The organism is Brevundimonas sp. (assembly GCF_036400995.1).
Taxonomy (GTDB): Bacteria; Pseudomonadota; Alphaproteobacteria; order Caulobacterales; family Caulobacteraceae; genus Brevundimonas.
Window position 1 is genome coordinate 11,758 of record NZ_DASWWG010000068.1, and the last position, 15,883, is coordinate 27,640.

General features: G+C 69.5%; 14 protein-coding genes and 1 pseudogene. 10 read left to right on the forward strand and 5 right to left on the reverse strand.

Annotated elements, in window-relative coordinates:
* Nucleotides 1–8 precede the first annotated feature (8 nt).
* The 5 genes from VGE03_RS10185 (at nucleotide 9) to VGE03_RS10205 (ending at nucleotide 5,996) form a co-directional block, all read left to right on the forward strand.
* A complete protein-coding gene (locus VGE03_RS10185; RefSeq protein WP_331046372.1) occupies nucleotides 9–2,558 on the forward strand; it encodes a TonB-dependent receptor plug domain-containing protein in 2,550 nt (849 codons plus the stop codon).
* Between the two features lie 36 nt (nucleotides 2,559–2,594).
* Nucleotides 2,595–4,064 (forward strand): exodeoxyribonuclease VII large subunit, encoded by a 1,470-nt coding sequence (xseA, locus tag VGE03_RS10190; protein WP_331046373.1) that lies wholly within the window; start codon nucleotides 2,595–2,597, stop codon nucleotides 4,062–4,064.
* 288 nt (nucleotides 4,065–4,352) lie between these two features.
* Nucleotides 4,353–4,553: a DUF2093 domain-containing protein gene (locus VGE03_RS10195; RefSeq protein ID WP_331046374.1), complete on the forward strand. Its 201-nt coding sequence runs from the start codon at nucleotides 4,353–4,355 to the stop codon at nucleotides 4,551–4,553.
* The gene (locus VGE03_RS10200) at nucleotides 4,553–5,377 is read left to right on the forward strand and encodes a M23 family metallopeptidase (RefSeq protein ID WP_331046375.1); all 825 of its coding nucleotides are present in this window, start codon (nucleotides 4,553–4,555) and stop codon (nucleotides 5,375–5,377) included. The genes VGE03_RS10195 and VGE03_RS10200 overlap by 1 nt, the downstream gene beginning before the upstream one ends.
* Before the next feature lie 118 nt (nucleotides 5,378–5,495).
* The gene (locus VGE03_RS10205; RefSeq protein WP_331046376.1) at nucleotides 5,496–5,996 is read left to right on the forward strand and encodes a response regulator; all 501 of its coding nucleotides are present in this window, start codon (nucleotides 5,496–5,498) and stop codon (nucleotides 5,994–5,996) included.
* Between the two features lie 6 nt (nucleotides 5,997–6,002).
* Here the strand turns inward: VGE03_RS10205 and VGE03_RS10210 are convergent, their stop codons facing one another.
* Together VGE03_RS10210 and VGE03_RS10215 are read right to left on the reverse strand one after the other, a co-directional pair.
* Nucleotides 6,003–6,905, reverse strand: a complete 903-nt coding sequence (locus VGE03_RS10210) for a lipid A biosynthesis acyltransferase (protein ID WP_331046386.1) — start codon at nucleotides 6,903–6,905, stop codon at nucleotides 6,003–6,005.
* A gap of 16 nt (nucleotides 6,906–6,921) precedes the next feature.
* Nucleotides 6,922–7,692, reverse strand: coding sequence for an SDR family oxidoreductase (locus tag VGE03_RS10215; RefSeq protein WP_331046377.1), 771 nt, complete (start codon nucleotides 7,690–7,692; stop codon nucleotides 6,922–6,924).
* 108 nt (nucleotides 7,693–7,800) lie between these two features.
* On the opposite strand from VGE03_RS10215, the gene VGE03_RS10220 reads away from it, so the two are divergent.
* The 4 genes from VGE03_RS10220 to VGE03_RS10235 all read left to right on the forward strand — a co-directional run bounded on the left by VGE03_RS10220 (nucleotide 7,801) and on the right by VGE03_RS10235 (nucleotide 11,500).
* Complete coding sequence (locus tag VGE03_RS10220) at nucleotides 7,801–9,069, forward strand: EAL domain-containing protein (protein ID WP_331046378.1); 1,269 nt, start codon at nucleotides 7,801–7,803, stop codon at nucleotides 9,067–9,069.
* A 123-nt stretch (nucleotides 9,070–9,192) separates the two neighbouring features.
* A complete protein-coding gene (locus VGE03_RS10225; protein ID WP_331046379.1) occupies nucleotides 9,193–10,062 on the forward strand; it encodes a TIGR01459 family HAD-type hydrolase in 870 nt (289 codons plus the stop codon).
* A 38-nt stretch (nucleotides 10,063–10,100) separates the two neighbouring features.
* Nucleotides 10,101–10,562, forward strand: coding sequence for a MaoC family dehydratase (locus VGE03_RS10230; protein ID WP_331046380.1), 462 nt, complete (start codon nucleotides 10,101–10,103; stop codon nucleotides 10,560–10,562).
* The gene (locus tag VGE03_RS10235) at nucleotides 10,559–11,500 is read left to right on the forward strand and encodes a bifunctional riboflavin kinase/FAD synthetase (RefSeq protein ID WP_331046381.1); all 942 of its coding nucleotides are present in this window, start codon (nucleotides 10,559–10,561) and stop codon (nucleotides 11,498–11,500) included. Before VGE03_RS10230 ends, VGE03_RS10235 begins: the two co-directional genes overlap by 4 nt.
* Here the strand turns inward: VGE03_RS10235 and VGE03_RS10240 are convergent.
* Both VGE03_RS10240 and VGE03_RS10245 read right to left on the reverse strand, forming a co-directional pair.
* Nucleotides 11,485–12,123, reverse strand: coding sequence for an AAA family ATPase (locus tag VGE03_RS10240; RefSeq protein WP_331046382.1), 639 nt, complete (start codon nucleotides 12,121–12,123; stop codon nucleotides 11,485–11,487). The genes VGE03_RS10235 and VGE03_RS10240 overlap by 16 nt on opposite strands.
* The gene (locus VGE03_RS10245; protein ID WP_331046383.1) at nucleotides 12,101–12,343 is read right to left on the reverse strand and encodes a hypothetical protein; all 243 of its coding nucleotides are present in this window, start codon (nucleotides 12,341–12,343) and stop codon (nucleotides 12,101–12,103) included. The genes VGE03_RS10240 and VGE03_RS10245 overlap by 23 nt, the downstream gene beginning before the upstream one ends.
* A 222-nt stretch (nucleotides 12,344–12,565) precedes the next feature.
* On the opposite strand from VGE03_RS10245, the gene ileS reads away from it, so the two are divergent.
* A complete protein-coding gene (gene ileS / locus VGE03_RS10250) occupies nucleotides 12,566–15,481 on the forward strand; it encodes an isoleucine--tRNA ligase (protein WP_331046384.1) in 2,916 nt (971 codons plus the stop codon).
* Between the two features lie 54 nt (nucleotides 15,482–15,535).
* Here ileS and VGE03_RS10255 read toward each other — a convergent pair.
* Nucleotides 15,536–15,883 (reverse strand): annotated as a pseudogene (locus tag VGE03_RS10255) (peptidase M56); the annotation flags it as partial.

Here is a 15,883-nt window from a genome sequence, read left to right on the forward strand (position 1 = left end):
CCCAGAGCGTGCAAGAACCCACCTCACTCGAAGAGGTCGTGGTCACCGGTTCGCGCCTGTCCGGCGCCCAGCGGCTCGCTCCCGTCGAGGTGCTCGACCGGACGGATCTGGACGCCGCCGCGATCACCGACCCGGCCCGGCTGCTGCAACTGGTGGCCGCCAACTCGGGCTCGGAAGCCCAGGTTGACCAGCTGAACCAGCCCCAGAGCTCGGGCACGGCCCAGTTCAACCTGCGCAACCTCGGCCTCGGCTCGACCCTGGTCCTGGTCGACGGCCTGCGCTGGACGTCCAGCGCCGCGGTCGCCACCGACGGCTCGGCCTATGCCGACATCAACAGCCTGGTCCCGCTGATCGCCCTGCAACGGGTCGAGGCGTTCAAGGACGGCGCCTCGGCCGTCTACGGCTCGGACGCCGTGGCCGGGGTGGTCAACTTCATCACCCGCACCGACGTCGACGGCGCCGAACTGCGCGCCCGCTACGGCATCATGGACGGCGCCGAGGAAAGCCTGATCGAGGCCTTGGGCGGCACCACCGTTCTGGGCGGCGACCTGACCCTGGCCGGATCGTACGCCCACCGCTCGGCCCTCGGCTCGGACGAGCGCGACTTCACCCAGGCCGAACGCTACGGCCGCGCCGCCTGGACCGCCGTGACCAGCTACGGCCAGCCGGGATCCTACTTCCGGCCCAGCCTGAACCGCTATGCGCCGGACCCCGACTGCACCAACCCGGCCTTCGGCAGCGCCTTCCGCAACAGCCCTACCGACACCTTCTGCCGCCTCGACTATTCCGACTTCTTCGACCTCGCACCCGAGGAGACCCGGACCCAGCTGTTCGCCGACTGGCGTCGCCCCATCGGCTCCGTCGAGGTGCGGCTGCAGGCCGCCTGGTCCTCGACCGAGACCATCGCCCGGCAGAGCCCCTCCCTGCCCATCCTCGCCCGCGCCCTCGGCGTCCCGGCGAGCCATCCCGACAATCCGTTCGGCAAGGCGGTCCTGTTCCGGGGCCGCTTGCTGGGCGCCGAGGCGGGCGCGTCCGAGGCTGTTTTCAACTACGAGACCTGGCGCCTGGCGGGCGGCGTTTCGGGTCATTTCGCCAACGGCTGGAACTGGGACCTGTCGGCGACCTCCAGCCGCCAGCACATCGCCTATGACAAGCCGGACGTGATCGGCAGCGCCCTGCAGAACGCCCTGAACGGTCTGGGCGGCGCGGGCTGCAACCCGGCTGCCGGCACGCCCGGCGTCGGTCCCTGTCAGTGGTTCAACCCGTTCGGCAGCGCCTTCCTCGGGACCGGCACGGCCAACAGCCCCGAGCTGATCAGCAGCCTGATCGGCTCCACCGGCCTGCGGGGCGCCGCGACCCTGACCACCGTCGATCTCCAGACCGACGGCCGCGCCTTCCAGTGGGACGGCGGCCGCCTCGACCTCGCCTTCGGGGCCCAGTACCGCCGCAGCGGCCTGCGTCACGACTGGAGCGATCTGGTCAACTCCGGCGAGCTGCTCACCGCCGGCTATTCGCCCGACTTCGACGGCGATCAGGAGGTCTTCGCCGCCTTCGCCGAGGCCCGTCTGAAGCTCGGCGATCGCATCGAGGCCCAGCTGGCCGTGCGCGAGGAAGTCTATGACGGCGGCGTCGACGCCCTCAGCCCCCGCGTCGCGATCCGCTGGGACGCCACCGACGCCTTCGCCCTGCGCGCTTCGTGGGGTCAGGGCTTCCGCGCCCCCTCGGTCTTCACCCTGTCGGGAGCCCAGGCCTCGCAGCCGTCGGTCTTCGACCGCGGCGCATTCGTCTTCGTCAACACCCTGACCACCGGCGATCCGGATCTGAAGCCGGAAGAGTCCGAAACCCTGACCCTCGGCGCCCTGTGGGAGCCCCTGCCCGGCCTGCGCTTCGGCCTCGACGCCTGGCGGATCGACTACGCCAACCTGATCGTGAAGGAGTCGGCGCAGGCGATCATCAACCAGGCCGCCGCCGACGATCTGGCCGGCCTCACCGGCACGGCGGCCCAGCAGCGCGTCACCCGCGCGCCCGGCGGCGCCCTGACCTTCGTGGACCTGCGCTTCATCAACGCCTCGTCGATCGAGACGCAGGGGCTGGACCTGTCCGGCCGCTACGACCGCGACCTGTTCGGCGGCGTCCTCTCCGCCGCCGCGACCTGGACCTGGGTCGACAAGTACGACATCCGCCTGACGCCCGGCGCCGCCGCGACCTCGGGCCTCGGCTCGACCAATCTGAACACCCTCGCCCGCTCCCTGCCGCAGGATCGGGGCGAGGCGTCGATCGGCTGGAGCGGCCCGACCGACACCGTCACCCTGCTCGTCCACTACACGGCCGGCTATCGCAACGACCGCAGCGGCATCACCGACGCCACCATCGACAGCGCGACCACCGTGGACCTGCACTATGTCCGCGCCGTCACGCCGTCGCTGGACCTGTCGCTGGGCGTCGTGAACCTAGCCGATTCCGAGCCGCCGCTGGCCCAGTTCGCCCTCGGCTACGACCCGGTCGTCGCCGACCCGCGCGGCCGGATCGTCACCATCGGCCTGACCAGGCGGTTCTGAGTTTCGCGGCGCACCCGACCTCGCTAACCTGACCGCATGACCGACTACTACGTCTTCGAAGGCCCGGCCGAGGAACCGGTCGCGCCGCGCGACAATAACCCGCCGCTGTCGATCTCCGAGCTGTCCTTCGCCCTGAAGCGCACGCTCGAGGATCGCTTCGGCCATGTGCGTCTGCGCGGCGAAATCTCGAAGGTGAACCACCACGCCTCGGGCCACGTCTACCTGACGCTCAAGGACGACAAGTCGGCCATCGACGGCGTGGTCTGGAAGGGCGTGGTGCGCGGCCTCGGCGTCCGCCCCGAGTCGGGGCTCGAGGTCATCGTCACCGGCAAGATCACCTCCTACCCGGCCCGGTCCTCGTACCAGATCGTCATCGAGAGCATGGAGGCCGCCGGCGCCGGCGCCCTGCTGGCCCAGTTGGAGCGGCTGAAGGCCCGGCTGGCCGGCGAAGGTCTTTTCGACGGCGCGCGCAAGAAGCCCATCCCGGCCTTCCCCGCCGTGGTCGGCGTGGTCACCAGCCCGACCGGCGCCGTCATCCGTGACATCCTGCACCGCATCTCCGAGCGCTGGCCCTGCCGCGTGATCGTCTGGCCGGTCGTGGTGCAGGGCGACGCCGCGGCGGGGCAGGTCGCCAACGCCGTGCGCGGCTTCGACGCTATGTCGCCCGACGGCCCCATCCCCCGCCCGGACGTGGTCATCGTCGCCCGCGGCGGCGGCTCGGTGGAAGACCTCTGGGCCTTCAACGACGAGGCGCTCGCCCGCACCGTCGCGGCCGCCTCCATCCCGATCATCTCGGCGGTCGGGCACGAGACCGACACCACCCTTATCGACTTCGTCTCGGACCGTCGCGCCCCGACCCCGACCGGCGCCGCCGAGATCGCGACACCGGTTCTGGCCGACCTGCAGTACGCCGTCGCCGACTTCGAGCGTCGTCTGGCCCGCGCGGGTGGTCGCCTGCTGGAGGATCGCCGCACCCGGCTGCGCGCCGCCGCCCGCGGCCTGCCCGCCCGGCCGGAGGACCTTCTGGCCCTGCCGCAGCAGCGGCTCGACCTGGCGGGCAGCAAGCTGGCCTCGGGCCTGCACCGCAACGTCGCGGTGCACGAGCGCCAGTACGCCGCCGTCTCGGCCCGGCTGTCGGACGGCCTGCTGAACCGCGCCATCGAGCGCCGTCAGGACCGCCTCAGCGCCTTCTCCGACCGGTTCGAGCCCGCCGTCCGCCGTCGCCTTGACCGCGACCAGACCCGGCTGGCCGCCCTGTCCCGCGCCCTCGCCACCCTCGATCCGAAGCGGCCCAAGCCCGGCTTCGCCCGCATCGAGGACGAAACCGGCGCCATGATCGCCTCAGCCGCCGGCCTGCATGAGGGCCAGGCGGTGCGCATCGTCTTCGGCGACGGATCGAAGGGCGCCCGGATCGACGGCGAGGGAGGCGAGCCGATCCTCGCCCCAAAGCCTCGTCCCGCCCCGAAGCCCAAACCGGCCCCGCCGGGCCAGGGTGATCTGTTCTAGGGGTCCCCCCTCTCCCTGAGGGAGAGGGAATTCACACACGTCCAAATTTGACGCACCGGCATGTCAGACTGCCCTCCCCCGGTCTTTGACAATCCAACACATCGCCGTTCCGGTTGAGCCGTCCCCCCGCACACCCCGCCTCACGCGAAAAAGTGCACGATGTGCACTCCATTTTTTTTCGAGTGCACTTTTCGCCGACGACGCCGGGAACACAGGGCTCCGGCATTTTCCGCCGGCTGAGGCGATCTGTCTTGGCGCCCGCCCACCGGCCAAGCTAGGGTCAGGGACATGGACCAGACCTCGAACGCCCAGGCCACCCTGCACTACGGCGACGGAGAGTTCGCCGTGCTCAAGCCCGGCCGCTTCGTGACCTGCGCCGTGACCGGAAAGCCGGTTCCGCTGGAGACCCTGCGCTACTGGTCGGCCCGTCTGCAGGAAGCCTACGCCGGTCCGGCCGAAGCCTTCCAGCGCCTGGGACAGCAGCCCTGATGCTGGACCGCCGGGGCCTGATCGCCGGCGGCGCGGCCCTGTTCGCCTCGGGCGCCGCCCGGGCCCAGACCACCGACCTCGAACTCACCGGCCGTTTCGTCCAGGGCGGCCATGCCGTCGGACGCACCTGGCCACGCGCCCTGATCTTCGTCGACGGCGAAGCGCTGTCCGCCGCCTCGGCCGAAGGCTGGTTCATCGTCGGCTTCGACCGCGACGCCCCCGGCAGCGTGCAGATCGAGGCCCGCTCCGACGGCCGCGTCGCCTCGCGCACCCTCGACATCGCGACCGGGCGTTTCCCCTCCACCGCCGTGAACGGCCTGCCGCCGTCCACGGTCGAGCCGTCCGACCCCGCCCTGCTGGCCCGCATCCAGCAGGAGGTCCTGCTCAAGACCGAGGGCTTCGCCAGCCGCATCGACGCGGACGGCTTCCACGACGGCTTCATCTGGCCGCTGGACAGCTATCGCGTGACCAGCCGCTGGGGCTCGCAGCGGGTCCTGAACGGCACGCCCGCCCGCCCCCATTACGGCATCGACCTGGCCGCCCCGCAGGGCTCGGCCATCCGCGCCCCGGCGCCCGGCCGGGTGACCCTGGCCCGCACCGGCCTGCATTTCGAGGGCGGTCTGGTGCTCATTGATCATGGCCAGGGCCTGATCACCGCCTATCTGCACCAGTCGCGGATCGAAGTCCGGGCCGGACAGGACGTCTTGCGCGGAGACCTGATCGGCCGCGTCGGCATGACCGGCCGCGCCACCGGCCCGCACCTGTGCTGGCGGATGAAATGGCGCGACCGCAACCTCGATCCGTCGCTTCTGGTGAAAACCTGAGCAAGCTTGGCCGTTTACGCTAAAGTTGAAACAACGTTCTCCGATAGACGCAGGCCGAATCCCTCCCTAGACCTGCGAGGCTCCGACGGCCGCGCCGTCATCGACCAGACCGCCCTGCATGTCTTCGCTCGCCTCCCTTCAGGTTCTTCTGGTTGACGATAACCAGCACATGAGGGCCATCGCCTCCGCCGTCCTGCAGTCCGCCGGCATCCGCAAGGTGCGCGAGGCCGCCGACGGCGCCGCCGCGCTGGAGATCCTGCGCGAGCACGCCATCGATCTGGCGATCGTCGACTTCAACATGTTCCCGCTGGACGGCGTCGAGTTCACCCGTCTGGTCCGCAACAGCCCGGACAGCGCCAACCCCTATCTGCCGATCATCATGATGACCGGCCATTCGGAGAAGACCCGCGTCTATGAGGCGCGCGACGCCGGCGTCACCGAGTTCGTGGTCAAGCCGATCACCGCCAAGGCCATCCTGGACCGCATCCAGGCGGTGATCTTCAAGCCGCGCCCGTTCGTGAAGACCGACGGCTATTTCGGACCCGACCGCCGCCGGGTGCAGTCCGCCACCTTCACCGGCCCCTGGCGTCGGGCGCAGGACAAGTCGCGCGATATCTGATCCGGGTCAGGCTTCGGGCGGCAGGGCGTCATAGACCGCCTGCGGCCAGCGCTTGTGCACCCAGAACCAGTCGGCCGGGACCTCGCGGACCCGATCCTCGACGAAGGTCGTGACCGCCTGGACGCCGCGCGCGATGTCGCCCTGCCGGTCGCCGGTCGAGGAGACCGGGATCGGTTCGTGGGCCGTCACCCGGAAGCGGACGCCGGGCAGCCGGACCACCGAGATCGGCTGCATCACCGTCCCGAAGCGCAGCGCCAGCCGCGACGGCCCCGGCGCGGCGTTCACCGGCTGGCCGAAGAAGGTGACTTCCGGCCCTTCCGAGAACTTCTGGTCGTTCAGCAGGGCCACGGACTCGCCGCGCTCCAGCCCGTGCAGCAGCTCGCGCGCGCCGTCCCCGCCCTTGGGCGCGAACAGCTTCACGCCGTAGCGGGCCCGCGCCTCGCGGATCTGCTTGTCGACATAGGGGTTGTTGGCGGCGCGATAGGTCACCTGCACCGGCACGCCCGAGGCCACCAGCACCGCCGCCATCACCTCGAAATTGGACAGGTGGCCGGACACGAAGACCACCGGGCGACCGCCGTCGCGGATGGCCTCCAGCCGCTCCATGCCGACGATCTCCAGCCGACCGCTGGCCGGGGTCAGCTGATCCATCACCGCCGTCTCGGCGAAGCTGCGGCCGATCCGCTCCCACGCCTCCAGCGCCAGTGCGTCGCGCTCGGCCTTCGGCAGGTCGGGGAAGGCGATGCGCAGGTTGCGGGTCACCGTCTTGTGGGTGCCCACCTTCGGCCCCAGCCGGCGCAGCAGCCAGCCGCCGACGTGCGACGCCCGCTCGACGCCGAGCAGGCGCATCAGACCGATGAAGCCGGCGAAGCCCGCCGCCTCCAGTCGCCAGACCAGGTCCTGGCCCAGGCTCACCTTGTCCGCGTCACCAGGCAATCGTCAGCCCGCCGTCCACCACCAGGGTCTGGCCGGTCACATAGGCGGCCGCCTTCGAGCACAGATAGACCGCGGTGCCCGCGATCTCGTCCGGCTGGCCGATGCGCTTCATCGGGTTCGGCTCGACCGTGACCTTCAGCACCTCCTCGTTCTCCCAGAGGTAACGCGCGAAGTCGGTCTGGATCAGGCCCGGCGCGATGCAGTTGACCCGCACGTTCGACGATCCGAACTCCACCGCCAGGTTGCGCACCAGCTGCATGTCCGCCGCCTTGGACACGTTGTAGGCGCCGATCAGGGCGTTGCCGCGCAGGCCGCCGACGGACGAGATCACCAGAATGGCCCCGTCCTTGCGCTCCAGCATCTGCGGGCTGACCATTTGGATCAGCCAGTGATTGGCCAGCACGTTGTTGTGGAAGATCTTCTCGAACTGCTCGTCCGAAATGCCGCCCATCGGCCCGGCGTAGGGGTTCGACGCCGCGTTGCAGACCAGGATGTCGATCTTGCCGAAGGTCGCGTTGGTCTCGTCGACCAGTCGCTGCAGCTCCTCCTTGGAGGCGATGTTGGCGGGGATGGCGATCGCCGTCCCCTCGCCGTGCTTCTCATTCAGAGCCCGGGCGACCTCGTCGCAGGGCCCGGCCTTGCGGGACGAGATCACCACCTTGGCGCCGTGCTCGGCCATCCGCTCGGCGATCGCCTTGCCGATGCCCTTGGAGGAGCCGGTGATCACCGCGACCTTGCCGGTCAGGTCGAACAATTCCATCGTTAACCTCGAAAGCGTGGGAGAATCCGTGCCCGGACCCTATGCGTATTGCCGTGATACCCCGATACTCGGGCGATTCCATCCGGGAAGGCGGAAACTCCGTAACCCATGCGCGCCATCACCAACGGCTTTCTCTTCTTCGGCTACCTGTTCCTGGCCATGACCGTGGGCGCCTTCCTGTGGCGCGCGGGTCTCGGCGGCGGACCGGGCGTCGCCGCGGCGGTCGGCACGGCGGGCCTTCTGGTCGCCGTCCATGTCATGGTCGTGGGCCGGGCCCAGCGCGCCGCGCTCAAGCGGGAAATCGACCAGGTCCGCGAAGCCCACCGCCTGCTGGCTGACGCCATGGAGTCGACGCAAGGGGCCCTGACCGAGCTGGCCCAGGCCATCGAGGCCGGCGCCCTGACCTCGACCGAGCAGCTGTCGGGCGAGGTCCGCATGCTGGAAACCCTGATCCAGCAGATGAGCGACTCGATCGACGAGCGCATGGCCCGCCCCACGCCGGTCAGCGCCTTCGAGGCCCGCCACCAGCAGCAATCCAACGTCCTGCTCCAGACGATCCACGAGGCGCTCGCCGAGAACCGGGTCGACCTCTACCTGCAGCCGGTCGTCTCCCTGCCCCAGCGCCGGACCATCTTCTACGAAAGCTTCACCCGTCTGCGCGCCGCCGACGACCGGGTGATGATGCCCGCCGAATACCTGTCGGTCGCCGAGGGCGAGGGCCTGGTCCCGGCCATCGACAACCTGCTGCTGTTCCGCTGCGCCCAGATCGTGCGCCGTCTGGCCCGTCAGGACCGCAAGGTCGGGGTCTTCTGCAACGTCGCCCTGTCCTCGCTGGGCGACGAGACCTTCTTCCCGCAGTTCCTCGACTTCCTGAGCGAGAACCGCGACCTGAACCAGGCCCTGATCTTCGAGCTCGGCCAGGCCGTCTTCGACGCCCGCGGCGCGGTCGAGGCCCGCAACATGGCCAAGCTGGCCGACCTCGGCTTCCGCTTCTCGATCGACAAGGTCCAGACTCTGGATCTCGACTTCGCCGACCTGCAGCGCTCGGACGTCCGCTTCATCAAGGTCGCCGCCGACCTGCTGATCGAGCAACTGCTGGACCTCGACAGCGGCCCGGCCCTGCCGTCCCTGCGCGACATCCAGGCCGCCGACTTCGCCCAGCTGACCCGCCGCTACGGCATCGAGGTCATCGCCGAGAAGTGCGAGACCGAGCGCCAGATCGTCGACATCCTCGAACTGGACGTCGGCATGGGCCAGGGCCACCTCTTCGGCGAGCCGCGCGCCATCAAGGAGCAGGTGCTGGCCGAGACCGACCCGCCCGCCGAATTCCTGCGCTCCACCCTGCGCAGCGCCGAACAGCGCCGCCGGTTCGGATAGGCGACAGCCGCTCACCTTCCCATCGCCCGTTCACCGCTCCATTCGCCCCTTCAACGCGATGGAGAGGTGAACCCCGCACCCCACGCCCTTCACCCGAGCCCCCCGACCCGCTATCTGCGGTGCATGACCCTCCCCCACGCACTCACCGGTCTCGGCGCGATCGCCGGGGACTACGACATCCTGCTCTGCGACGTCTGGGGCGTGATCCACAACGGCCGCGAAAGCTGGCCCGAGGCCTGCGAGGCGCTGGCGCGGTTCAACCGCGAGGGCGGGCACGTCATCCTGATCTCCAACTCGCCCCGCCCCGGCCCCGGCGTCATCACCCAGATGGACGAGCTCGGCGTGCCGCGCGAAAGCTGGAAGGCCGTGGTCACCTCGGGCGACGCCACCCGCGCCGAGCTGGCGAAGCGCGCGCCCGGCCCCGCCTGGCTGATCGGCCCGGACCGCGACGCCCCCCTGTATGACGGCCTCGGCCTGACCACCGTCCCGACCGGCGACGACGCGGCCTTCATCTCCGTCACCGGCTTCCACGATGACGAAGTCGAGACGCCCGAGGACTACCGCGACCGCCTGACCGGCGCCGCCGCGCGCGGGCTCGAGATGATCTGCGCCAACCCCGACCGCGTCGTGCAGCGTGGCGACCGCCTGATCTACTGCGCCGGGTCGCTGGCCGATCTGTACGAGGAGCTGGGCGGGCGCGTGACCATGGCCGGCAAGCCGTTCGGCCCGATCTACGATCTGGCGCTGAAGGAAGCCGCCGACCTGCTGGGCGGCCCCGTCAACCGGTCGCGGGTGCTGTGCATCGGCGACGGCGTGATCACCGACGTCCTCGGCGCCGACAAGCAGGCCCTGGACTGCCTGTTCATCGCCCAGGGCATCCACGGCGACAAGGCGCGGGGCGCCGACGGCCGCCTCGACCCCGCTCGCGCGGCCGATCTTCTGAAGGCTGAAACCACATATGCACGCTACGCCATGCTCGATCTGGCATGGTGAGGATGGTCATTCTGCCGCACGGACGCTAACACGCCCCCATGGTTGATCTCGTTCAGAAACATCCCTCGGGCGGCTACATCCTCGAGGAGCTCCGCGTCGGCATGATCGCCGAGAAGGTCATCACGGCCACCGAGGAGCGCATCCGCCTGTTCGCCGAGGCTTCGGACGACTTCAATCCGGTTCATCTGGACGAAGCCTTCGCCTCGAAGACGGCCTATCGCGGCCGCATCGCGCACGGCCTGCTGTCGGCGTCCTTCGGCTCGGCCGTGGTCGGCACCATCCTGCCGGGCGCCGGCTCGATCTACATCTCGCAGACCCTGTCCTTCCACCTGCCGGTGCGCATCGACGACGTCGTCACCATCCGCATCACCGTCGTCTCGGTCGATCAGGAAGGCGCCCGCGTCGAGCTGAACTGCGAGGGCTTCGTCGACGGCAAGCTGATCATGGACGGCATCGCCACCGTGCGCGTCCCGCGCCGCCGCAAGCCGTCGGCCCGTTGATCGAGGTCGTCCGCGGCTGGCGCGACCTGCCCCCGGAACAACGGGGCGCCGCGGTCGCCATCGGCGCCTTCGACGGCGTCCACCGCGGACATCAGGCCGTCATCGCCGGCGCGCGAGAGGCGGCCGCCCGCCTCGGCGTGTCGTTGGCCGTCGTCAGCTTCTCACCCCATCCGCGTCGCTGGTTCCAGCCGGACGCCGCGCCCTTCGGCCTGATGACGGCCGACCAGATGGCCCGCGCCCTTCAGCCGCTCGGCGTCGACCGGCTCTACCTCCTGCCCTTCGACGGCGAGATGGCGGCCATGTCGGACGAACAGTTCGCCCGCGACGTGCTGGGGGATGGTCTGGGCATCCGGCACGCCGCCGTCGGCTTCGACTTCACCTTCGGCAAGGGCCGCACCGGCTCCCCCGAGGCCCTGCGCCGCTATGGCGAGACCGAGGGTTTCACCGTCTCGGTCGCCGAACGGCTGGATGACGCCGACGGGCTGAAGCTCTCCTCCTCCGCCGTGCGCGAGGCGCTGAAGGCCGGGGACATGACCCGCGCCGCCGCCATTTTGGGTCGCCCCTTCGCGGTGCAGGGCGAGGTCATCCATGGCGACAAACGCGGCCGCACCATCGGAGTGCCGACGGCCAACGTCAGCCTGGGCGGCTATATGCGTCCCGCCTACGGGGTCTATGCGACCCGCACCCGCCTGCCGGACGGCCGCGTCATCGACGGCGTCGCCAACCTCGGCGTCCGCCCCATGTACCCGACCGAGGACCCGCTGCTCGAGGTCTGGCTGTTCGACTTCAATGAGGACCTCTACGGCCAGACGGTCGAGACCGAACTGGTCGCCTTCCTCCGCGGCGAGTTGAAGTTCGACGGGCTGGATTCGCTGAAGGTCCAGATTGACCGGGACGCCGCCGACGCGCGGGCCGTGCTGGCTCAGTCGGCGTCGTAGAGGGCGCGCAGCCCGGGAATGACCTGCTCCAGCGAGCCCAGCATCTCGGCTGGCAGGTCGCTGTAGATCACCACCTCATCCGCGCGCTTGCTCAGGACCAGTTGCGGGGTCGCTCCGGAGTTATCGTAGACCCCCACCGTATCGGCCTGATCGAAGAACCAGCCGAACTGCTCAAACGAACGCAGTCTGCGGCTGACGATCTTGTCCTCCTGCACAGCATGGCCGCCCTTGCGCACCCGCGTCGCCACCCGCTCGATGTTCAGGTCCGCGCTCTTGAGGAAGACGTAGATCAGGCTGACCGAGAACCCTCTCGTCTTCGCCTGCTCCACCAGGCGCCGGTACTTCGGGGTCGACAGAACAGTCTCCACCCCGATGGTCTGATAGGCGTCGATTGAGGCCGACAGCCAAGCCTCAATCCGCTGAACCGCCGCCAGATTGGCCGGGAACAGCTCAAGCCGCTCTTCGTCCACGATGCGGCGGGCCAGTTCATCCGGATTGATGATCCAGATCGAGCCATTGGGCTCGTTCACCGCCGCCATGCCATAGGCGCTGCTTTTCCCCGAACCGTTGGGGCCGGCGATGATCCAGAGCGTCGGCGCCCTAGGCGGGTTTCTTGACGCCATCGGCCGAACCGAACAGGCGCTTGTTCTCCTGCCGCGCCGCCTCGACGTTCTTGGTGAAGACGTAGAGGAAGTCCTCGCCGAAGGTCGGGCTGTGAGCATCGACGGCGCGAACCGTGACCTTCTGCCCATCCGCTGCGGTGACGCGCTGAATCGTGACGCCCTTCGGCTTCTTACCGGCTCGCTTGCCTCTGGCGGCGCGCTGGATGGTGACGTCGGTCATGGATCGAATATCGGACTGGCCGGGACTCTTGGCAAGGCTTCGGCTGGCGCGAGGTTCATGCCCCTGCTAGACCGCCTGCACCATGACCGTTCGCGTCCGTCTCCCGATTTCGATTAGCCGCCCGGCGTAGCGCCGCAGGGCTGTCAGCCTCGCGCACGCCGGGACCACCGTCCTCCGGGCCGGACTGAGCGAACGATCACAAGACACGACGAGACCGACTTCATGGCTGACGCCGACAATACCCCCACCGGCCGCGACTACCGCGACACCGTCTTCCTGCCGGAGACGCCCTTCCCCATGCGCGGCGGCCTGCCGCAGAAGGAGCCGGTGATCCTCGAACAGTGGGGCGACCTCTACGGCGCCCTTCGCAAGCAGCGGCAGTCCGAGGGCGCGCCCCTCTACGTCCTGCATGACGGCCCGCCCTACGCCAACGGCGACATCCACATCGGCCACGCCCTGAACAAGACGCTGAAAGACTTCGTCGTCCGCAGCCGCTTCCTGCTGGGCTACGACGTGGACTACGTCCCGGGCTGGGACTGCCACGGCCTGCCGATCGAGTGGAAGATCGAGGAACAGTTCCGCGCCAAGGGCCGCCGCAAGGACGAGGTCTCCAAGGACGAGTTCCGCGCCGCCTGTCGTGAATACGCCGGCAAGTTCATCGACCTGCAGCGCGACCAGTTCAAACGCCTGGGCATCACCGGCGACTTCGCCAACCGCTACGCCACAATGGACTTCAGGTCCGAGGCGGCCATCGTCGCGGAGTTCCACAAGTTCAAGAACTCGGGCCAGCTCTATCGCGGCTCCAAGCCCGTCATGTGGTCGCCGGTCGAGCGCACCGCCCTGGCCGACGCCGAGATCGAGTACCACGACCACGTCTCGCCCACGATCTGGGTGAAGTTCCCGGTCATCGCGGCCTCGGACGACCACGACGACGACCTTCTGGCCTTCCGCAGCCCGACGCCGGCGATCGTCATCTGGACGACCACGCCCTGGACCATCCCGGCCAACCGGGCGATCAGCTACGGGCCCGAGATCGCCTATGGCCTGTATGAGGTGACTAGCCTGGTCGAGGGGCTGGAGTTCGAGCCCTGGGCCAAGGCGGGCGATCGCCTGATCGTCGCCGACAAACTGGCCGAAGAGGTGTTCAAGGCGGCGAACATCGCGGCTTGGAACCGCCTGTCGGACATCAATCCGTCGGGCCTGGAGTGCGCGCACCCGCTGGCCGCGCTGGACAGCGGCTATGGCTTCTCCGTGCCCCTGCTGGCCGGCGACCACGTCACCGACGACGCGGGCACGGGCTTCGTGCACACGGCGCCCGGCCACGGCGCCGACGACTTCGAGGTCTGGAAGGCCCACGGTCATCACGAGGTGCCGGACACCGTCGATCCGGACGGCGCCTACTATCCGACCGTCCCCCTGTTCGCGGGCCTGAAGGTGCTGGAGACCGAGGGCAAGAAGACCGGCAAGTTCGGTCCGGCCAACGGCGCGGTGATGGAGAAGCTGATCGAGGCCGGCAACCTGCTCGCGCGTGGTCGTCTGGAGCACTCCTATCCCCACAGCTGGCGCTCCAAGGCGCCGGTCATCTTCCGCAACACGCCGCAGTGGTTCATCCGCATGGACGAACCGCTGAAGTCGGGCGACACCCTGCGTGAGACGGCGCTGAAGTCGATCGACGACACCGCCTTCCACCCGGCGGCGGGCAAGAACCGCATCCGCTCGATGGTCGAGGGGCGTCCCGACTGGCTGATCAGTCGCCAGCGCGCCTGGGGCACGCCCCTGGCCATGTTCATCGACAAGCAGACCGGCCAGCCGCTGCATGATCCCGAGGTCGACGCCCGCATCGTCGCGGCCGTGGCCGAAGGCGGCGCCGACGTGTGGTTCACCGCGCCGGACAGCGCCTTCCTGGGCGCCCACGACGCCTCGCGCTTCGAGAAGGTCGAGGACATCCTGGACGTCTGGTTCGACTCGGGCTCGACCCACGCCTTCACCCTGGACCCGCGCCTGCCGCAGAACGGCTATGCCGGCGACCGCCCGGCCCACTGGCCCGCCGACCTGTATCTGGAAGGCTCGGACCAACACCGCGGCTGGTTCCAGTCGTCGCTTCTGGAAGGCTGCGGCACCCGCGGCCGCGCGCCGTTCAAGGCGGTTCTGACCCACGGCTTCACCCTCGATGAGAAGGGGGAGAAGATGTCGAAGTCCAAGGGCAACACCGTGGACCCGGCGACCGTCATCAAGGAGTCGGGCGCCGACATCCTGCGTCTGTGGGTGGCCCTGGTCGACTATTCGGACGACCAGCGCATCGGCAAGCAGATCCTGCAAACCACCGTCGACGCCTATCGCAAGCTGCGGAACACCATCCGCTACCTGCTGGGCGCCCTCGCCGGCTTCGACGAGACCGAGCGCCTGCCCTACGACCAGATGCCGCCGCTGGAGAAGTTCATCCTCCATCGCCTGCATGAACTGGATGGTCAGGTCCGGGCCGCCTATGGCGAGTACCGGTTCCAGGACGTGGTCCGTCCGGTGCTGGAGTTCTGCTCCAACGACCTGTCGGCGCTGTACTTCGACGTCCGCAAGGACAGCCTGTACTGCGACCGTCCCGACAGCGTCCGTCGTCGCGCCGTCCGCACGGTGATGGACGAGGTCTTCGCCCGTCTGACCGCCTGGCTGGCCCCGCTGACGCCGTTCACCATGGAAGAAGCGTGGACCACCCGCTTCCCCGACGGGGGCTCGAACTGCGCCCGCGTCATTCCGCAGACCCCGGACCACTGGGCCGACGCCGCCGAGGCGGATCGTTGGGCCTCGGTCCAGACCGTGCTGGAAGTCGTCAACGAAGCGCTGGAAGCGGCGCGCCGCGACAAGGTCATCGGCGGGGCGCTGGACGCCTGGCCCGTGGTGACGGGGCCCGCCGCGGCCTTCGCCGCCTTCGCCGATCTGGACGCCGCCGAGGTCTTCCGGACCTCGGGCGCCGAACTGGTCGTCGGCGGCGACGCCGTCTCGGTCGAGGTGAAGCTGGCCGACTATCCGAAATGCGCCCGCTCCTGGCGCAAGGTGCCCGATGTCGGCTCCGACCCGGAATATCCGGAGCTCAGCGCCCGGGACGCCGATGCGGTCCGCTTCCTGGACGCGCAACGCGGATAAGACAGCGGCCCCGCCGGTTTCCCGGCGGGGCCGTTTTCCTGATCAGCAGACGGATCAGGCCTCGCGTGACCGGTTGCGCAGTTCCCCGGCCCGACTGACCAATTCGTCGGCCTGCTGGGACAGGCGGCCAGAGAGCGCCCGCAGTTCGGCGTCCGTCACCGGATGGCCCTGCACCCGTTGCCGCTCGATGACCTCGGCGCGATAGGCCGGATCCTGCAGGCGGCGGGCCTCCTCGCGCATCTCGCGGGCGCCGCGTTCCATCTCGTCAGCCCCACGGGCCATCTGCACCCGGCCGTCGGCGCGAGCCCGAACGGCCTCCACGCGGGCGGCGGCGGCGCGTTCGCGGGCCGCCACGGCGGTGTCACGCGCCCGGCTGGCCGCAGCCTCCGCTTCACGGGCGCG

Bases quoted from the DNA above. Each gene is read 5' to 3' on its own strand.
- xseA (WP_331046373.1), top strand. From the start codon at position 2,595: ATGACCGACTACTACGTCTTCGAAGGCCCGGCCGAGGAACCGGTCGCG.
- VGE03_RS10195 (WP_331046374.1), top strand. From the start codon at position 4,353: ATGGACCAGACCTCGAACGCCCAGGCCACCCTGCACTACGGCGACGGA.
- VGE03_RS10200 (WP_331046375.1), top strand. From the start codon at position 4,553: ATGCTGGACCGCCGGGGCCTGATCGCCGGCGGCGCGGCCCTGTTCGCC.
- VGE03_RS10205 (WP_331046376.1), top strand. From the start codon at position 5,496: ATGTCTTCGCTCGCCTCCCTTCAGGTTCTTCTGGTTGACGATAACCAG.
- VGE03_RS10215 (WP_331046377.1), bottom strand. From the start codon at position 7,692: ATGGAATTGTTCGACCTGACCGGCAAGGTCGCGGTGATCACCGGCTCC.
- VGE03_RS10220 (WP_331046378.1), top strand. From the start codon at position 7,801: ATGCGCGCCATCACCAACGGCTTTCTCTTCTTCGGCTACCTGTTCCTG.
- VGE03_RS10225 (WP_331046379.1), top strand. From the start codon at position 9,193: ATGACCCTCCCCCACGCACTCACCGGTCTCGGCGCGATCGCCGGGGAC.
- VGE03_RS10230 (WP_331046380.1), top strand. From the start codon at position 10,101: ATGGTTGATCTCGTTCAGAAACATCCCTCGGGCGGCTACATCCTCGAG.
- VGE03_RS10240 (WP_331046382.1), bottom strand. From the start codon at position 12,123: ATGGCGTCAAGAAACCCGCCTAGGGCGCCGACGCTCTGGATCATCGCC.
- VGE03_RS10245 (WP_331046383.1), bottom strand. From the start codon at position 12,343: ATGACCGACGTCACCATCCAGCGCGCCGCCAGAGGCAAGCGAGCCGGT.
- ileS (WP_331046384.1), top strand. From the start codon at position 12,566: ATGGCTGACGCCGACAATACCCCCACCGGCCGCGACTACCGCGACACC.